This is a genomic window from Mycobacterium simiae (genome assembly GCF_010727605.1).
Classification (GTDB): domain Bacteria; phylum Actinomycetota; class Actinomycetes; order Mycobacteriales; family Mycobacteriaceae; genus Mycobacterium; species Mycobacterium simiae.
This window is the reverse complement of the sequence record NZ_AP022568.1, coordinates 3206159-3222878: the sequence shown is the minus strand read 5'-3', so window position 1 is coordinate 3222878 and position 16720 is coordinate 3206159. Positions and strand designations below refer to the sequence as shown.

16 protein-coding genes and 1 tRNA gene are annotated in these 16720 nt (G+C 64.4%); 13 read left to right on the top strand and 4 right to left on the bottom strand.

The window, feature by feature from the left end:
* The first annotated feature begins 105 nt into the window (after positions 1-105).
* The 10 genes from G6N33_RS15025 (at position 106) to G6N33_RS14980 (ending at position 9370) form a co-directional block, all read left to right on the top strand.
* The gene (locus G6N33_RS15025) at positions 106-744 is read left to right on the top strand and encodes a TetR family transcriptional regulator (protein ID WP_044508537.1); all 639 of its coding nucleotides are present in this window, start codon (positions 106-108) and stop codon (positions 742-744) included.
* Positions 741-1961 (top strand): cytochrome P450, encoded by a 1221-nt coding sequence (locus G6N33_RS15020; protein ID WP_044508538.1) that lies wholly within the window; start codon positions 741-743, stop codon positions 1959-1961. Before G6N33_RS15025 ends, G6N33_RS15020 begins: the two co-directional genes overlap by 4 nt.
* Positions 1961-2785 carry an SDR family oxidoreductase gene (locus G6N33_RS15015; protein ID WP_044508539.1) on the top strand — a complete coding sequence of 275 codons (825 nt, stop codon included), beginning with the start codon at positions 1961-1963 and terminating at the stop codon, positions 2783-2785. The genes G6N33_RS15020 and G6N33_RS15015 overlap by 1 nt, the downstream gene beginning before the upstream one ends.
* Positions 2786-3005: 220 nt before the next feature.
* Positions 3006-4361: a cytochrome P450 gene (locus G6N33_RS15010; protein WP_044508540.1), complete on the top strand. Its 1356-nt coding sequence runs from the start codon at positions 3006-3008 to the stop codon at positions 4359-4361.
* 7 nt (positions 4362-4368) lie between these two features.
* On the top strand, positions 4369-4575 hold the full coding sequence (locus tag G6N33_RS15005) for a ferredoxin (RefSeq protein ID WP_044508541.1): 207 nt from the start codon (positions 4369-4371) through the stop codon (positions 4573-4575).
* Positions 4576-4579: 4 nt separating this feature from the next.
* The gene (locus G6N33_RS15000) at positions 4580-5134 is read left to right on the top strand and encodes a nuclear transport factor 2-like protein (protein ID WP_044508542.1); all 555 of its coding nucleotides are present in this window, start codon (positions 4580-4582) and stop codon (positions 5132-5134) included.
* Positions 5135-5287: 153 nt separating this feature from the next.
* Positions 5288-6415 (top strand): NDMA-dependent alcohol dehydrogenase, encoded by a 1128-nt coding sequence (locus tag G6N33_RS14995; protein WP_044508543.1) that lies wholly within the window; start codon positions 5288-5290, stop codon positions 6413-6415.
* 22 nt (positions 6416-6437) lie between these two features.
* Positions 6438-8492, top strand: a complete 2055-nt coding sequence (locus G6N33_RS14990) for an oxidoreductase (RefSeq protein WP_101528644.1) — start codon at positions 6438-6440, stop codon at positions 8490-8492.
* Positions 8493-8507: 15 nt separating this feature from the next.
* On the top strand, positions 8508-8927 hold the full coding sequence (locus G6N33_RS14985; RefSeq protein WP_044508544.1) for a ketosteroid isomerase family protein: 420 nt from the start codon (positions 8508-8510) through the stop codon (positions 8925-8927).
* Positions 8928-8965: 38 nt separating this feature from the next.
* Positions 8966-9370 (top strand): HIT family protein, encoded by a 405-nt coding sequence (locus G6N33_RS14980; protein WP_044508545.1) that lies wholly within the window; start codon positions 8966-8968, stop codon positions 9368-9370.
* Positions 9371-9373: 3 nt separating this feature from the next.
* Here G6N33_RS14980 and G6N33_RS14975 read toward each other — a convergent pair whose 3' ends face one another.
* Positions 9374-10813: a sensor histidine kinase gene (locus G6N33_RS14975; RefSeq protein WP_044508546.1), complete on the bottom strand. Its 1440-nt coding sequence runs from the start codon at positions 10811-10813 to the stop codon at positions 9374-9376.
* Between the two features lie 47 nt (positions 10814-10860).
* A complete protein-coding gene (gene phoP, locus G6N33_RS14970) occupies positions 10861-11580 on the bottom strand; it encodes a two-component system response regulator PhoP (RefSeq protein WP_044508547.1) in 720 nt (239 codons plus the stop codon).
* A 156-nt stretch (positions 11581-11736) separates the two neighbouring features.
* Here phoP and G6N33_RS14965 point away from each other — a divergent pair, with 156 nt between their 5' ends.
* The 3 genes from G6N33_RS14965 (at position 11737) to G6N33_RS14955 (ending at position 13889) form a co-directional block, all read left to right on the top strand.
* Positions 11737-12459, top strand: a complete 723-nt coding sequence (locus tag G6N33_RS14965) for a hypothetical protein (RefSeq protein WP_044508548.1) — start codon at positions 11737-11739, stop codon at positions 12457-12459.
* 28 nt (positions 12460-12487) lie between these two features.
* Positions 12488-12562 (top strand) — tRNA-Thr (locus tag G6N33_RS14960).
* Positions 12563-13631: 1069 nt separating this feature from the next.
* Entirely contained in the window at positions 13632-13889 is a 258-nt protein-coding gene (locus G6N33_RS14955; RefSeq protein ID WP_101528653.1) for a hypothetical protein, read from the top strand.
* A 260-nt stretch (positions 13890-14149) separates the two neighbouring features.
* Here the strand turns inward: G6N33_RS14955 and G6N33_RS14950 are convergent, their stop codons facing one another.
* Positions 14150-15409 carry an amidase gene (locus G6N33_RS14950; protein ID WP_049919031.1) on the bottom strand — a complete coding sequence of 420 codons (1260 nt, stop codon included), beginning with the start codon at positions 15407-15409 and terminating at the stop codon, positions 14150-14152.
* Positions 15406-16629, bottom strand: coding sequence for an MFS transporter (locus tag G6N33_RS27485; RefSeq protein ID WP_163771547.1), 1224 nt, complete (start codon positions 16627-16629; stop codon positions 15406-15408). The genes G6N33_RS14950 and G6N33_RS27485 overlap by 4 nt, the downstream gene beginning before the upstream one ends.
* Positions 16630-16720 lie beyond the last annotated feature (91 nt).

Sequence of the window (16720 nt, the reverse complement as noted above, 5' to 3'; positions counted from 1 at the left end):
GCCCCCGTCCCGAATGACGGCCTAGCAAGGCTTATTCCGCACCATAAGCTGGGTTTTTACTCGACGGACTTGCTTCGCCTGCCACCCTTCCTCTAGTTTGGACATGTGTCCAGCGATGCCTTAGTTGCGGTCACTTCCCAGGCCGAGCAACAATCCGGTCTTCCGGCGCGCAACCGACGCCAGGAGGGGACCTTCCGTAAGGTGCTCGCCGCCGGCATCGAGACCTTGCGGGAGAAGTCGTATGCCGGCTTGACGGTGCGCGCGGTCGCCGCCCGCGCCAAGGTCGCACCGGCCACCGCGTACACCTATTTCTCGTCGAAGAACCACCTGATCGCCGAGGTTTATCTGGACCTGGTGCGGCAGGTGCCGTTCTTCACCGACGTCAACGAACCGATGCCGATCCGAGTGGACAAGGTGTTGCGCCACCTGGCGCTGGTCGTCGCCGACGAACCCGAGGTCGGTGCGGCGTGCACGACGGCGTTGCTCGGCGGCGGCACCGATCCCGTGGTGGCGGCCGTGCGCGACCACATCGGCGGTGAGATTCACCGCCGCATCGAGACGGCCATCGGGCCGACCGCCGACCCGAACACGGTCGCCGCGTTGGAGATGGCCTTCTTCGGTGCCTTGGTGCAGGCCGGCAGTGGCCAATTCACCTACCACCAGATCGCCGACCGGCTGGCCTATGTCGTCGGCCTGATGCTGCCCGGTCACGGGAGGACGAGCCAGGAGGCAGGAACCGAATGACCGTGCACATCGGAGACCACGAGTTGGTGCTTGACCCCTACGATTACCACTTCCACGAGGATCCGTACCCGTATTACAAGCGGCTGCGCGACGAGGCCCCGCTGTACCGCAATGATGAATTGAACTTCTGGGCGCTATCGCGCCACCAGGATGTGCTGCAGGGATTTCGCAACAGCACCACGCTTTCCAACAAGTACGGGGTGTCGTTGGACCCGGCCTCGCGCGGCCCACATGCCAGCAAGACGATGAGCTTTCTGGCCATGGATGATCCCGCCCACTTGAGGCTGCGTACCCTGGTGTCGAAGGGCTTCACGCCGCGCCGTATCCGCGAGCTGGAACCGCGGGTCACCGAGATCGCGGTCAGACACCTCGACACCATGCTCGACCTCGCCTCGTCCGGCGCCACCGTGGATTTCGTCGACGAGTTCGCGGGCAAACTGCCGATGGACGTGATCTCTGAGCTGATGGGCGTGCCGGAACAGGACCGCGTGCAGGTGCGAGCCTGGGCCGACGGAGTGATGCATCGCGAGGAAGGCGTCACCGACGTTCCGCCGGAGGCGGTCGAGGCTTCGCTCAACCTGATCGTCTACTACCAGCAGATGGTGGCCGACCGGCGCGCCAAACTGACCGACGATCTCACGTCGGCCCTACTGGAGGCCGAGATCGACGGCGACCGGCTCACCGACGACGAAGTCCTCGGCTTCATGTTCTTGATGGTGATCGCCGGCAACGAGACCACCACCAAACTCCTTGCCAACGCCGCGTTTTGGGGGCACAAGCATCCCGACCAGCTCGCGCCCGTCTACGACGACGCCGCCCTGGTGCCGCAGTGGGTGGAAGAGACCCTGCGCTATGACACCTCGAGTCAGATCCTGGCCCGCACCGTGTCCGGCGAGCTGACTCTCTATGACACCACCATCCCCGACGGGGATGTCCTGCTGCTGCTGCCCGGCTCCGCCCATCGCGACGAGCGGGTGTTCGACAACCCAGACGAGTATCTGATCGGACGCGATATCGGTTCCAAACTCATGAGTTTCGGTAGCGGCGCGCACTTCTGCCTCGGTGCCCACCTGGCCCGGATGGAAGCCCGCGTGGCGCTCACCGAGTTGTTCAAGCGAATCCGCGGATACCGGGTGGACGAGGCCAACGCCGTCCGCGTCCACTCCAGCAATGTCCGCGGATTCGCTCACCTACCCATCACCGTGGAGAGCCGCTGATGCCCCGCTTTGAGCCCCTGCCCGAACGTCGACCGGCCATCGTGGCCGGTGCGTCCTCTGGCATCGGAGAAGCCACCGCGATCGAACTCGCCGCGCACGGCTTCCCGGTGGCGCTGGGCGCCCGGCGGGTGGACAAGCTCGACGACATCGTCGGCAAGATCAACGCCAACGGCGGCGAGGCGGTGGGATTTCATCTCGACGTCACCGATCCGAACTCGGTGAAATCATTTGTCGCGCAGACGGTCGACGCGCTTGGTGAGATCGAGGTCCTGGTGGCCGGGGCGGGCGATACGTACTTTGGCAAGCTCGCCGAGATCACCACCGACGAGTTCGAATCCCAGCTGCAGATTCACCTCGTCGGCGCCAACCGGCTGGCCGGCGCGGTGTTGCCCGGCATGCTCGATCGGCAGCGCGGCGACCTGATCTTCGTCGGCTCCGACGTGGCGCTGCGTCAGCGCCCGCACATGGGCGCCTATGGCGCCGCCAAGGCGGCACTCGTCGCGATGGTCACCAACTTTCAAATGGAGCTGGAGGGCACCGGCGTGCGGGCCTCGATCGTGCACCCGGGCCCGACGAAGACATCGATGGGGTGGAGCCTGCCGGCCGAGAAGATCGGTCCTGCCCTGGAGGACTGGGCGAAATGGGGCCAGGCCCGTCACGACTACTTCCTGCGCGCGGCGGACCTGGCGCGGGCCATCACGTTCGTCGCCGAGACACCGCGCGGCGGCTTCATCGCCAACATGGAGCTGCAGCCCGAAGCGCCGCTGGCCGACAACAAGACTCGTCACAAACTCGCGCTCGGCGAAGAGGGGATGCCGTCATGACCCGCGAAACAACGATGCGGCGCGCGACACGCGCGCCGAGGAGGCGTGAGCACATCACCCCCGAAACAACGATGCGGCGCGCGACACGCGCGCCGAGGAGGCGTGAGCACACCACCCCCGAAACAACGATGCGGCGCGCGACACGCGCGCCGAGGAGGCGTGAGCACACCACCCCCGAAACAACGATGCGGCGCGCGGCGCGCCGGGGAGGCATGAACACATGACATCTACCGCTATCGTGCCGCGGGTGTCCGGGGGTGAAGAAGAGCACGGCCACCTCGAGGAGTTCCGCACCGACCCGATCGGTTTGATGAAACGGGTCCGCGAGGAATGCGGCGATGTGGGGTGGTTCCAACTCGTCGACAAACACGTCATCCTGCTGTCCGGCGCCCGCGCCAACGAATTCTTCTTCCGCTCCGCGGATGAGGATCTGGACCAGGCCGAGGCCTATCCGTTTATGACGCCGATCTTCGGTAAAGGTGTGGTGTTCGACGCCAGCCCCGAGCGGCGCAAGGAGATGCTGCACAACTCGGCGCTGCGCGGCGAGCAGATGAAGGGCCACGCCACCACCATCGAGGGCGAAGTCAAGAAGATGATCGCCGACTGGGGTGAGGAGGGTGAGATCGAGCTGCTCGACTTCTTCGCCGAGCTGACCATCTACACCTCGACGGCCTGCCTGATCGGCCTGAAGTTCCGTGAGCAACTGGACCACCGCTTCGCCGAGTACTACCACGAACTGGAACGCGGCACCGATCCGCTCTGCTACGTCGATCCCTACCTGCCGATCGAGAGCTTCCGGCGCCGTGATGAGGCGCGCGTCAAACTCGTTGCGCTGGTGCAGGAAATCATGGACCAGCGGCTGGCCAACCCGCCGCAGGACAAGGCCGACCGCGACATGCTCGACGTGCTGGTGTCGATCAAGGACGAGGACGGCAATCCCCGTTTCTCCGCCGACGAGGTCACCGGGATGTTCATCTCGCTGATGTTCGCTGGGCACCACACCAGCTCCGGCACCTCAGCCTGGACGCTGATCGAGCTGATCCGCCATCCCGACGTGTACGCCGAGGTGCGGGCGGAGCTCGAAGAACTCTACGCCGACGGCCAGGAGGTAAGTTTCCATGCGCTGCGGTCGATTCCAAAGCTGGACAACGTGGTCAAAGAAACCCTGCGGCTGCACCCGCCGCTGATCATCCTGATGCGGGTCGCAAAGGGCGAGTTCGAGGTTGAAGGTTTTCCGATTCACGACGGCGATTTCGTCGCGGCGTCCCCGGCGATCTCCAACCGGATTCCCGAGGACTTTCCCGATCCGGACACATTCCGTCCGGACCGCTACCTCAAGCCCGAACAGGCCGACATCGTCAACCGGTGGACCTGGATCCCGTTCGGCGCGGGGCGACACCGCTGTGTCGGCGCGGCCTTCGCCCAAATGCAGATCAAGGCGATCTTCTCGGTTTTGTTGCGCGAGTATGAGTTCGAGATGGCACAGCCGGCCGACAGCTATCACAACGACCACTCCAAAATGGTGGTGCAGCTAGCCCGGCCGGCCAAGGTGCGGTTCCGCAAACGGAAGGGGTGAGAAGATCATGCCTTTTCGAATCGGAGCAGATTTGGATCTATGCCAGGGCCACGCCATGTGCGAACTGGAGGCACCGGACTACTTCCGAGTGCCCAAGCGGGGCAAGGTCGAGATCGTCGATCCCGAGCCACCCGAAGACGCCCGCGACGAGGTCGAGCTTGCGGTGCAAATGTGCCCAACCCAAGCACTATTCATCAAAGAGAAAGAAGACTGACCCCATGAATTCCAAGGCGTCACATTCGCGGGAAGATCTTGAGGCGTGGGTGCAGCGCTGGCTGCAGGTAAACAGGGACTGCGAAAAGGCCGGTGACTGGCGGCCACTGGCCGACTTCTATGCCAAGGACGCCACCTATGGCTGGAACATCGGTCCCAAGGAAGACGTGATGTGCGTGGGCATCGACGAGATCCGCGACATCGCACTGGGACTGGAGATGGAGGGCCTGGAGAACTGGGTGTACGAATACCAGAAGGTGCTCATCGACGAGAAGCAAGGCGAGATCGTCGGCTTCTGGAAGCAGATCGTCAACAAGACCGACGGCAGCAAGGACGAGATCTACGGCATCGGCGGCAGCTGGTTCCGGCTCAACGGTGATGGGCTCATCGAGTGGCAACGCGACTTCTTCGACTTCGGTCACGTGGCCAAGATGTTCGCCAAACTCATCGAGTCCGGCGACCTCAGCGAAGGCATGCAGCGACGCATCGAACGCAGCGTCGCGGGTGAGAAGCTCCCCGGCTACTACCCGCTGGGCGAGGCGCCGGTTCCGATCTGGTGAGCACCGGGCCAATGCCAGCCAACCAAGCATTTGATTTGTTGCACGCGCTATGCTGACGCGACGGGGTGCCTGTGGCACCCGTCACCGAGCTGTCCGGCAGCAAGGGCCGGGTAGCGCTGATCAATTCAACGGCGAAATGGGGTCAGGACCATCGTGAAGACAAAAGGCGCACTGATCTGGGAGTTCAACCAGCCCTGGTCCATCGAGGAGATCGAGATCGGCGACCCGCAAGCCCATGAGGTCAAGATCCAGATGGAAGCGGCAGGCATGTGCCACTCCGACCACCACCTGGTCACCGGCGGCATCCCGATGGCCGGCTTCCCAGTGCTCGGGGGCCACGAGGGCGCCGGCATCGTCACCGAGGTCGGGCCGGGCGTCGAGGACATCGCCCCCGGTGATCACGTCGTGCTGTCGTTCATCCCGTCCTGCGGGCAATGTCCGACCTGTCAGGCGGGCATGCGCAACCTCTGCGACCTGGGCGCTGGACTGCTCGGCGGCGCCGCGGTGTCCGACGGCACGTTCCGTATCCAGGCACGCGGACAGAATGTCTTCCCCATGACACTGCTGGGGACCTTCTCGCCGTACATGGTCGTGCACCGCAGCTCGGTGGTGAAGATCGACCCGTCGGTCCCCTTCGAGGTGGCCGCGCTGGTCGGTTGCGGCGTGACCACGGGCTACGGTTCGTCGGTACGCACCGCCGACATCCGGCCAGGCCAAGACGTCGCTATCGTCGGCGTCGGCGGGGTGGGCATGGCGGCGCTGCAGGGTGCGGTCAACGCCGGTGCCCGCTACATCTTCGCGATCGACCCGGTTGAGTGGAAGCGCGACCAGGCCATGAAGTTCGGCGCCACCCACGTCTACCCCGACATCTTTGCCGCGATGGCGGGCATGGCGGAGGTTACCTACGGTTTGATGGCGCATAAGGTCATCGTCACGGTGGGTGAGTTGCAAGGCGCCGACATCGACAACTACCTCAACATCACCCAAAAGGGCGGCACCTGCGTGCTGACCGCGATCGGCAGCCTGCTGGACACCAACGTCACCCTGAACCTGGCGATGCTGACCCTGATGCAGAAGAACTTGCAGGGCACCATCTTCGGCGGCGGTAACCCGCAGTACGACATCCCGCAGTTGTTGTCGATGTACACGGCCGGAAAGCTGAACCTGGACGACATGATCACTCGCCAATATCGGCTCGAGCAGATCAATGACGGTTACCAGGACATGCTGGACGGCAAGAACATTCGCGGCGTGATCCGCTACACCGACGCCGACCGGTAACACCGCGAGCCACGTCCATCACGTGACGGGCTTCCCGTTCCTGATGGCGCCGGGACACATCGGCGCCATGAGGCTGCGCAATCGCGTGGTGATGTCTCCGATGGAGACGATGTACGGGACGCCGGACGGCTTGCCCTCCGCCCGCACTCGCGATTATTTCGCCGCGCGCGCTCGGGGCGGCGTCGGACTCATCACGGTGGGCGCCACGGGAGTCGACCATCGTCATCCCGAGACTCCCGGTGGATTGCATCTGGCCACCGATGACGCGGTCCCCGCGCACCGGGCACTGGTGGAGGTGGTGCACGAACACGGCGCCAAGATCCAGCCGCAGATCGTGCATGCCGGACCCGACGGCCTGGGGCCGGAAATCTTTGGCGTAGCGTCGCTGGGACCCTCGGTGATCCCTTCCTACCTCACTGGCCGCCCGTCGAGCGAAATCACTAAGCAGCAACTGGCCGACGTCTTCGACCGGTTCAAGGCCGCCGTCCGGCGTGCCGCCGAGGCCGGTTACGACGGAATCGAGCTGCACGCCGCACACGGCTACATGCTGCTCGGCTCTTTCCTTGCTCCGCAACGAAATCGGCGCACCGACGACTATCGGGGCGACTCGACGCGCGGCCGGCTGCAGGTGGTACTCGAAGCGTTGGCGGCGATCCGGGCCGAGGTGGGCGACACGTTACCGATCACGCTGCGTATCTCGGGGTACGAGCGAGTCGCCGGCGGCCGGCCGATCTACGAAACCGCGCGGATGGCACCCCAACTCGTGGCCGCCGGCGTGGATGCCTTCCACGTCAGCGGGGGCGTGATCGACCGCCTGGTCACCGGCATGGTCAACGCCGCCGACGATGGCGACGAGGTCAACGTCGGCGCCGCGACAGCCGTCAAGCAGGTGGTCGATGTGCCAGTGATTACCGTCGGCCGAATCCACGACCCCGCCCGCGCCGAACAGATTCTGGCCGATGGACGCGCGGACTTCGTTGCAATGGGGCGCCCACTGCTGGCCGACCCCGAGTTGCCGCGCAAAATTGAAGCCGGCCACGCCGACCGAGTGCGCCGGTGCATCTCCTGTGAAAACTGCATCGACGCAATGGAACAGCGGTTTTTTGTCGACTGCGCCGTCAATCCGCGAACCGGCCGGGAACGCGAACTGGCGGCAACCCGGGCGGCTCGCGCCAAGCGCGTCACCGTGATCGGCGGCGGCCCGGCTGGCCTGGAGGCCGCCCGGGTGGCCGCCGAGCGCGGCCACCGCGTCACGCTTTTCGAACGCACCGGGCAGCTGGGCGGGGCACTGCGCTGGGCGTGCGTGCTGCATCCGGAGAATCAGCCGTTCCTGCAGTACCTGCGTGACGAGATCAACCGCAGTTCCACCAAAGTCCATCTAGGACAGGCTGTTTCGGCCGATGACGTCGTCGCGCAAGCGCCCGATGCGGTGGTGGTGGCCACCGGCGGCCGGATCACGGTGCCGCCCATCCCGGGAACGAACCTGCCGCACGTGTACACCGGCCCCGGATTGCGCGAGCTACTCGACGGCAGTGCCAACGCCACCGATCCGGCATGGCAGCGGCTGGGCGCGTCGCTGCTGGGCGGCTGGCGGCAGCGGCTGGTCCGGCCCGCCGCAGTGCGGCTAGCCACCCGCGCCTGGATGCCGGTCGGTCGGCGCGTCGCCATCATCGGCGCCGACTTGGTGGCGCTGGAGCTCGCGGAGTTCCTCGCGGCCCGTCGCCGGCTGGTGTCGATCTTGGCAGCCGGCACGGACATCGCCCCGGAAGTCGGCAACAAACGTAAGACCGAACACATGGATCGCCTGGACCGGTTACAGGTCACCGTGCATGTGGGTGCGGCCGTCGAACGGATTACCACGCGGGCCGTCGTGTTCACGCCTGCCGGCGGGACGGTCCGGAAGCTGCCCGCCGACAGTGTCGTGATCGCCGGATCGGTCGAGCCCGACACCGCTCTGTTCGACACGTTGCGGGTCGCCCTGCCCGACGCCGACGTGCACGCCGCCGGTGATTGCAGCGGCCTCGGGCTCATTCGAAAGGCAACCGAGGAAGGCGCACGCGCCGCGTGCGCGATCTAGTGACAGGAGAGAACCATGACCCAAACCGCTCAATCGCCGGCTCTGACCGCGTCGCAGTCGTCGTGGCGGTGCGCCCAGGCCAGAGACCGCGAGGGCTGGCTGGCCCTGATGACAGACGACGTCGTCATCGAAGATCCGATCGGCCCGTCGGTCACCAACCCCGACGGCTCGGGAGTGCGCGGGAAGGACGCTGTCGGTGAGTTCTTCGACAACAACATCGCCAAGAACCAGCTCACCATCACTTGTGAGGAGACCTTCCCGTCCAGCTCTCCCAACGAGATCGCACATATTCTGGTGCTGCAGAGCAGATTTGAAGGCGGGATGACCAGCAAGGTGCGCGGCGTGTTCACCTATAAGGTCGACGACGCGGGCCTGATCACCAACATGCGCGGTTACTGGAACCTCGACGTGATGGAGTTCGGCCAAGAGGACTGACGCGAGGTCGTCGGATCGAAAGAACCTATGCTGGGCCCATGGCGTCGATCTTCACCAAGATCATTAACCGTGAGCTACCCGGCCGATTCGTTTACGAGGACGACGACGTCGTCGCATTCCTGACGATCGAGCCCATGACGCAGGGGCACACCCTGGTCGTGCCCCGCGCCGAGATCGATCAGTGGCAAGACGTCGACAGCGCGGCATTGGGCCGGGTGATGTCGGTGAGTCAGCTGATCGGCAAGGCCGTCTGCAAGGCATTCCGCGCCGAACGTGCCGGCCTGATCATCGCTGGGCTCGAGGTGCCGCATCTGCATGTGCACGTCTTCCCCACCCGCAGTCTCAGCGACTTCGGTTTCGCCAATGTCGACCGCAATCCGTCGCCGGAATCACTGGACCAAGCTCAGGCCCGGATCAAGGCGGCCCTGGAGCAGCTGACCTGATCCTCATGTCAGCTGGGCGGCAACATCGCTGACCCGCGGCAGGGTGACACGGAAACAGCAGCCCTTGCCGGGCGCGGTCTGCACGGTCACCGTGCCGCCGTGCGCCTGCACCAGCGAGGCGACGATGGACAGGCCGAGCCCGGTCCCGCCGCTGGCGCGGGCCCTCGACGAGTCGGTGCGGTAGAACCGCTCGAAGACCCGGGACGCATCCTCCTGGCTCATGCCGGGGCCGGTGTCGGCCACCTCGATCACCGCGTCGTCGCCGGAGGTGCCGACCCGCACTATGACGTGCGCGGTGACCGGTGTGTGCTGCAAGGCGTTGGCCACCAGGTTGCTCAGCACCTGGCGTATGCGGGGCTCGTCGCCGACCACCTCGGGGGTGCCGGGCCCGTCCAGCACCTCCATCGAAATGCGCCGCTTGGGATCGATCGCCTGCCCGTCATGCACGGCATCGCTGGCCAGCGCCAGCAAGTCGACGCGGTGGTGTTCTAGCGGCCGTTGCACGTCGAGGCGCGCCAGCAGCAGCAGGTCGTCGACCAGTAGGCCCATCCTACTGGCTTCATTCTCGATGCGCGACAGCAGCATGGCTACGTCGCGGGCGGCGCCCTGCCGATACAGTTCCGCGAAGCCGCGGATAGTGGTGAGCGGGGTGCGTAGCTCGTGGCTGGCGTCGGTGATGAACCGGCGCATCCGATCCTCTGAGCTCCGGGCCTTTTCGGCCGAGGACTCCGACGAGGCCACCGCTTGCTGAATCTGGGTGAGCATCCCGTTGAGCGCCAAGGAAAGTCGGCCCACCTCGGTACGCGGATCGCGTTCGGGGACCCGACGATCCAGCTGCCCGGCGGCGATCGCGGCGGCCGTCTGTTCGACTTCGATCAACGGCCGCAGGCTGCGGTGCACCACCGCAAAACCTGCGATGCCCACAACGGCCAGCACCGCGACCCCGATGCCGAACTGCAGCCACACCAAGGACCGCACCGTGTTATCGACGTCGGACAGGTCGATCGCCACGGTCGTCAGGCCGTTGGGTCCGCGAACCGAGACCGCCCGCCACTGAATGTCCGAACCGTTGACCGACTCCAGCGTCGTCGGGTTCGGGCCGACGTCGTTGTCGGGCGGCAGGGCGGGCTCGGCGTTGCGGTCATTGATCGCGGTGAACGGCTTGCCGTCGGGACCGATTCCGCGTACGTAGTACTTTGACGGCGGCCGCCCCGGATCCGGACCCTCGTAGGGGGACGCCGGAACCTGCCGTCGCGGCGCCGACGCCCACCCGCGGGAGGCCTCGAGCAGCGTCTGGTCGATGCGGCTGATCAGACTGTGCCGCAGGATTGAGGTGACCATGACGCCCGAGGCGGCCAGCCCGCAGGCCACCAGTACCAGGGTCGCGGCGACCAAACCTACCCGCAGGGGTAATCCGTGCGGGACCGGTGTGGACGTCTCCATCGTTGTCGCCACCGATCGCTACTTTCTCCGACTGGGAGAGGATGTACTCAGCGCGGCTCCCGCAGGACGTAACCCACTCCGCGCAGAGTATGCAGCAGCCGCTTCTCCCCAGTATCGATCTTGCGACGCAGGTAGGACACATAAGACTCGACGACGTTGACGTCGCCGCCGAAGTCGTAACGCCACACGTGGTCGAGGATTTTCGGTTTGCTGAGCACCGTTCCGGCGTTTATTACGAAGTAACGCAGCAGAGTGAATTCGGTCGGAGACAACGACACCGGTTCGCCGGCCTTCCACACTTCGTGGGTCTCTTCGTCCAGTTCGATGTCGGCGAATGTCAGGCGGGCGTTGTGCGCTTCCGTGGTGCCCTTACCGGCGCGTCGCAAGATGACCCGCAACCGGGCGACAACCTCCTCGAGGCTGAACGGCTTCGTCACATAGTCGTCGCCGCCCAAGGTTAAACCCGCAATCTTGTCCTGCAGCGAGTCGCGGGCTGTCAGGAAGAGCGCGGGAGCATCGATGCCGTCGGCACGCAGCCGACGCAGCACCCCGAAGCCGTCCATTCCGGGCATCATGACGTCGAGAATCACCGCGTCGGGCCGGGTTTCGCGGGCCCGGTCGAGCGCTTGTGCGCCGTTGGTCGCCGTAGCGACCTCGAATCCCTGGAACTTGAGGCTCACGGAGAGCAATTCGACGATGTTGTCCTCGTCATCCACTACGAGAACACGTGCTTCGGGTTTGGTTTCGTTTACAGTCGGCGCTGTCATCTGCTTACTTCCGCCCTGTTTGTACGTTGCCTTTACAATTATTGTGCAAATACTGGGAATTGGTTGAAAACGACCTGCCAGTATTCTGCCAGGAATCATCGGGTCAGCTTGGACCGGTGCCGCTTTTTCTGCGGACCGCGTGCCTAGACTCGGATTATGAATCTCGCCAAGAGCATGGTTTCCGCGGCGACGGCCCCCGCGCGAGTCGGCCTTGCGGCCGCCGAGGCGAGCCTGAACCTGGCCAGCGCGGCGGTCGGAGTGGCCAAGCGTTCGCTCGGTGAAGGCGAGACCGCAACCAACGTCGTGACGTCCATGCTGGGGCTCGACGATGCGATCGTCCGTGCCAATCGCCTGGCCAGAATGATGGACGACGACGCGCCGTTGGGACGCGCGATGGCACCCGACGGACCGCTCGACCGCTTACTTCGCCCCGGCGGCGTGGTCGACCTGCTGATGTCCGATGGCGGTCTGGTTGACCGTCTGACCGCCGAGGGCGGCGGCCTGCACCGGGCGCTGCAACCCGGCGGTCTGGCCGATCAACTGTTGGCCGAAGACGGTCTGATCGAGCGTGTCCTATCCGAGGACGGACTGGCCGATCGGCTGCTCTCCGAGGGCGGCCTGATCGATAAACTCACCGCCAAAAACGGTCCGCTCGACCAGCTCACGGATGTCGCTGACACGCTGGCCCGGTTGACGCCCGGCATGGAAGCACTCGAGCCGGCCATCGCGACGTTGCAAGACGCGGTGGTCGCGCTGACCATGGTCGTCAACCCGTTGAGCAGCATTGCCGATCGCATCCCGTTGCCCGGCCGACGCACCGGTCGCCGCGCGCCGTCGCGTCCGGTGCCCTCGCAACGCATCATCGAGGGCGAGGCGTGACCGGCTAAGCTGGCAGCCGATTTACCCGGCCTCCTTAGCTCAGTGGTAGAGCACTCGCCTTGTAAGCGAGCGGTCGTCAGTTCAATCCTGACAGGGGGCTCCAATGCCTGTGCGTGGGCACTTCACCGGCGGCTTGAGATAGACAAAGATATGAGGGGCTCGAATGCCAGTCTCCGGACCGTCAGAGTGGCATCAGCACCGCCGGACGCGAGTTAGGCCCGACGTTCTTCGGGTCGGCGCTGCAAGGCTGCAGGTCGTGGCAGCGCACTGCGAGGTGGTGTCGGCGGAGTTGATAGCGGCCACTCGGCCGGCCACAATTGGGCTACCAATCCAGGCCACATCGGGCGCTGTCGGTGCTGCCCATGCTGCCCTGGACGGAGCTATCACGGTCCCAGCCCAACGAGCGCAAACGAACTCAGTCACATCGGCCCTGGCACGTGCACAATTTGCGGCGACCGACACTGCTGGTGCGCGGCAAGCCGCCGCGGTCGGTGCCTCGATAGCCCAGGTGTGATCGGTGTCGGAGGTTGGCCGCGTCGGCGTGCCGTCCCTCTCCGAGATTCAAGCGTGGGATGTCGCTCATTTAGAAGGTGCAGCCACGGACTGGAAAGCTACTGCCGAGCATTGGGAATCCTCATTCAGTTCGATCCATCGAGCTACCATCTCCCCGGGCGGGACGGAGTGGGAGGGTGTCGCAGCCGAGGCGGCCCAGCAAACGGCATTTGCTGATCTGGTACTGGTACGAGGGCTGGCCGATGTCCTCCATGAATCCGCCGCGGTAGCGCGCCGCGGGGCCGAGATTCTCGATTCGGTCAAGCGCAGGGTTCTGGATGCCGTCGAGGAAGCAAGAGACGCCGGATACGTTGTCGGCGAAGACCTTTCGGTAACGCCGCCGCGAGGCGGGGTGGCAGCTCAGGCCCAAGCGGAGCTATACACCGCCACGATCCAAGAACGTGCCGCACAGCTCGTCGCCCACGACACGGCAATCGCCGCGTCAACGACGGCGCGCTCACCGACGCAGTTCAGCACCCTCTCAATCCGCCGAGATTTAGGCTCGACGACCAGGGCCGCGGTTCTTACGCGTATGAGGACCCGGATGCGGTGGTCGTCTTGAATCAGGACGGCCAAGTGGTGACCGCCTGGGCTAAGAACCAAAACGGATGGAGGCACCCGTGAACAGTGTTCTGGACGCCATCCCGCCCGAGCATCGCGCGGTGATTATTGACGAACTTTCACGCCGGGATCCGACGATGCTGGCTGAACTTCGCGCCACAAAAGAGCCAAGCGGCGAACAGACTCGCGCCGTGGTGGACGTGCTGATCAGCGAGATGATGAATAATTTTGGGCCCGATTGGCAGCCGAATGAGCGTGGGCGAGCCATCGAAAAAGCACTAGACGCCTACTATTCCGCGTGGCCTACCAATGATTGACTGACAGGTTGCCGGACGGTTTCTGAAGTGCAATGTGGGCGAGTGGGAACCGGCATCCGCAGGCGGGGGGCGCGCACTCCTCCAGCCTTCTGCCCACAAAATGCCGAGAATTCCCGTGGAATAACAGATGTTTCCGCTGAATTCTAGTGATCAGCTTCCACTGATACGAGGGGTTTTCACCCTCCCCCGCTGGCCCGTCGGACGAGTTCAATCCTGACAGGGGGCTCCACGCCGGACCTCATGGACGGCTACTCACCGAGCTATTGGGGTGCGACGTACTCAGACGGCAACGCCGCGAGCAATGAAAGAACGGTCTGATCGGCACCCCACCGGCCCCAGACCTGGATCCCTACCGGGAGACCGGATCGGCCGAGCCCCGCGGGTATGACCGTGATGGGAATGCCCGCCATACTCGAGAGCGTCGACAGCGCCGGCGACCCGGTATAAGTAAGCGTTCTCGGTGCGCAGGACGTCGCCGCAGGCAATATCAGCGCGTCGAACTGATCGAAATAGCCATCCACCCGCGTCCGGATCTCCGCTACCACCTTCTCGGCCTCACGTTGCTGGGTAGCGGTTGTATCACGCCCACGCTGCAGAATCTCAACAGTGTTGGGGCCGAGCTTGTCGATAAGATCCGGGGACAGCAGGTTTCGATGTAATTGATAGATCTCCGGGGCTAAGACACCGTAGTATGCGTCGAATGTCTTGGGCGCCAACACTTCCGGAAGTCGTATCGAATCGACGGTGTGGCCGGCGTCCCGCAACTGCCCGACGTATGTGGTGAACGTTTCCAGGACCTCGTCGTCGGCATCGGCCAAATCTTGGGTGTCGACGACCCCAAGACGATAGTCGCCGGAAACATGTTGGGGCACCACGAAGTTCCCCGCGACTTCTGCCAGCTTTATCACGGTTGCCGCGTCGCGGGCAAAGAACCCGGTGTGATCGAATGAGTCACTGATCCGCGTCATCCCGGTCAGGTCCAGGCGGTCATAGCCTGATTTGTACGCGAACAGTCCGCAGTAGCTGGCGGGTCTGACTATCGAGCCATTCGTCTGGCTTCCGATCGCCGCAGTCACCATGTCAGCCGCGACTGCGGCCGCGGACCCGCTCGACGATCCTCCCGGCGTGCAGTCGATATCGTGCGGGTTTCGCGTGAGAGTTGGTTGGTACCAACAAAGTTCCGTCGAGCGTGTCATACCGGTGAGGACCGCTCCGGCGTCGCGCAATAGCCGGACGAGTGCGGCGTCATCCTCCGGCACTTCGCGAACGAGCAGTTCAAAAGCCGCGCGGTTCCCGTTGCCGGGGCGGCGACCGCTCAGCTCGAAGATGTCCTTGACCCCGAGCGTCATGCCCCGCAGCGGTTGCGTTGCCGCTGCGGGATCTCCCCCGTCGAGAAGCTCGGCCTGTGCGGTTGCATCGTCGGCGAAGACCTCTTCGAATGCCTGAATGGTGTTGTCTGACTGGCGAATCTTCGCTAGCGACGACGAGACCGATGTGCGGACACTGGTGGGGCTGGTCATGATGCGCTGCTCACTGTGGCTGGTTGCGGAACTTCTTGACTCGGTTCGCGCAGGCTGGCGGTAATCAACAGACAGGTTACGGCCGCCGCCGCGAGGAAAAGAAATCCGGCGGTATACGTCCCGGTGACCGCGATCGTCCAACCGATGACAATGGGTGATATGAATCCCGCCAGCTGTCCGGCGAAGTTGATCAGTCCAGCGCCCGCGCCCATCAGTGAGCTCGGGAGCAGCTGCATCGGCAGTGACCAGAACGGGCCGTACATCGCGGGCAGGAAGAACCCGACCCCAATGAGGCAGGCGATCGCGGCGCCCGGGCTCTTCGCAAGAGCCAACAAGGTGAGGAAGGTGGCGTTTCCGACCAGGCAGACCATGATCACGGTGCGGCGCTTCGCGATTCGGTCGGCAGCGTAGCCCGCGCCCAGCATTCCGAGGATGCCAACCGCAAACGGGAGTGAGGCCAACAGGCCGGTCTTTTCCAGCGAGAATGCTCGCCCGGAGTACAGGTACGAAGGCACCCAGGAGATGAATCCCCACCAGGTGATGTCCCAGGTTCCCCAGATGAGGAACAGTTTCCCGATCACCGGATTCATCAGGGCCTTCCGCATGGAGATCGGCTCGGCGGGCGATTCATTCTGTGCGTCGTTGTTGGCCCCGGATCCGTTCTTGGCGGCCGGAAGAAACTTCAAACAGATGAAGGCAGCGAAAATGCCGGGTACGGCGAGGCACCAGAATGCCGGGCGCCACCCGATCGATGCGATGAACGGAGCCAGGACAATGGGCGCCAGGGCCGGCCCGACGAGATTCGATGTCAGCATCAGGGCGTTAGCCCGTGCCCGATTTGTCTCATCCACGGCCATGGACAGGATTTTCCAGGACGCGGGAGAGAATGCGCCCTCGGTCAAACCAAACAAAATCCGCACCGTGATCAGCGTCAGGATGCTCCCAGCCGCTCCGGTAAGGGCACAGAATATGGACCAGCCCAGCACAGCCGCGAACGCGACCCGGCGGGGGCCCACCCGGTCGGCCAGGATACCGCCCGGGATCTGCACCGCGGCATACCCGATAAAGAAGGCGCTGCTGACAAAGCCTTTCAGCGTCGGCGATAGGCCGAAGTCGCGACCAATGAACGGAAGAGCGGTCGCAATTAGCGATCTATCGAAGTATGAAATCAGCCATGTCACAAACAAAACGGCGATGATGGTCCATCGTGATCGTGTCAACGTTATTCACCTACTTGAGAAGTTGAAGGAGTTATGCCGGACTTCAGCGGACGGGCCACCGGCATGTTTGATGCCCGCCGGGTGCTGTCGA

Bases quoted from the DNA above. Each gene is read 5' to 3' on its own strand.
- G6N33_RS15020 (WP_044508538.1), top strand. From the start codon at position 741: ATGACCGTGCACATCGGAGACCACGAGTTGGTGCTTGACCCCTACGAT.
- G6N33_RS15015 (WP_044508539.1), top strand. From the start codon at position 1,961: ATGCCCCGCTTTGAGCCCCTGCCCGAACGTCGACCGGCCATCGTGGCC.
- G6N33_RS15010 (WP_044508540.1), top strand. From the start codon at position 3,006: ATGACATCTACCGCTATCGTGCCGCGGGTGTCCGGGGGTGAAGAAGAG.
- G6N33_RS15005 (WP_044508541.1), top strand. From the start codon at position 4,369: ATGCCTTTTCGAATCGGAGCAGATTTGGATCTATGCCAGGGCCACGCC.
- G6N33_RS15000 (WP_044508542.1), top strand. From the start codon at position 4,580: ATGAATTCCAAGGCGTCACATTCGCGGGAAGATCTTGAGGCGTGGGTG.
- G6N33_RS14985 (WP_044508544.1), top strand. From the start codon at position 8,508: ATGACCCAAACCGCTCAATCGCCGGCTCTGACCGCGTCGCAGTCGTCG.
- G6N33_RS14980 (WP_044508545.1), top strand. From the start codon at position 8,966: ATGGCGTCGATCTTCACCAAGATCATTAACCGTGAGCTACCCGGCCGA.
- G6N33_RS14975 (WP_044508546.1), bottom strand. From the start codon at position 10,813: ATGGAGACGTCCACACCGGTCCCGCACGGATTACCCCTGCGGGTAGGT.
- phoP (WP_044508547.1), bottom strand. From the start codon at position 11,580: ATGACAGCGCCGACTGTAAACGAAACCAAACCCGAAGCACGTGTTCTC.
- G6N33_RS14965 (WP_044508548.1), top strand. From the start codon at position 11,737: ATGAATCTCGCCAAGAGCATGGTTTCCGCGGCGACGGCCCCCGCGCGA.
- G6N33_RS14950 (WP_049919031.1), bottom strand. From the start codon at position 15,409: ATGACCAGCCCCACCAGTGTCCGCACATCGGTCTCGTCGTCGCTAGCG.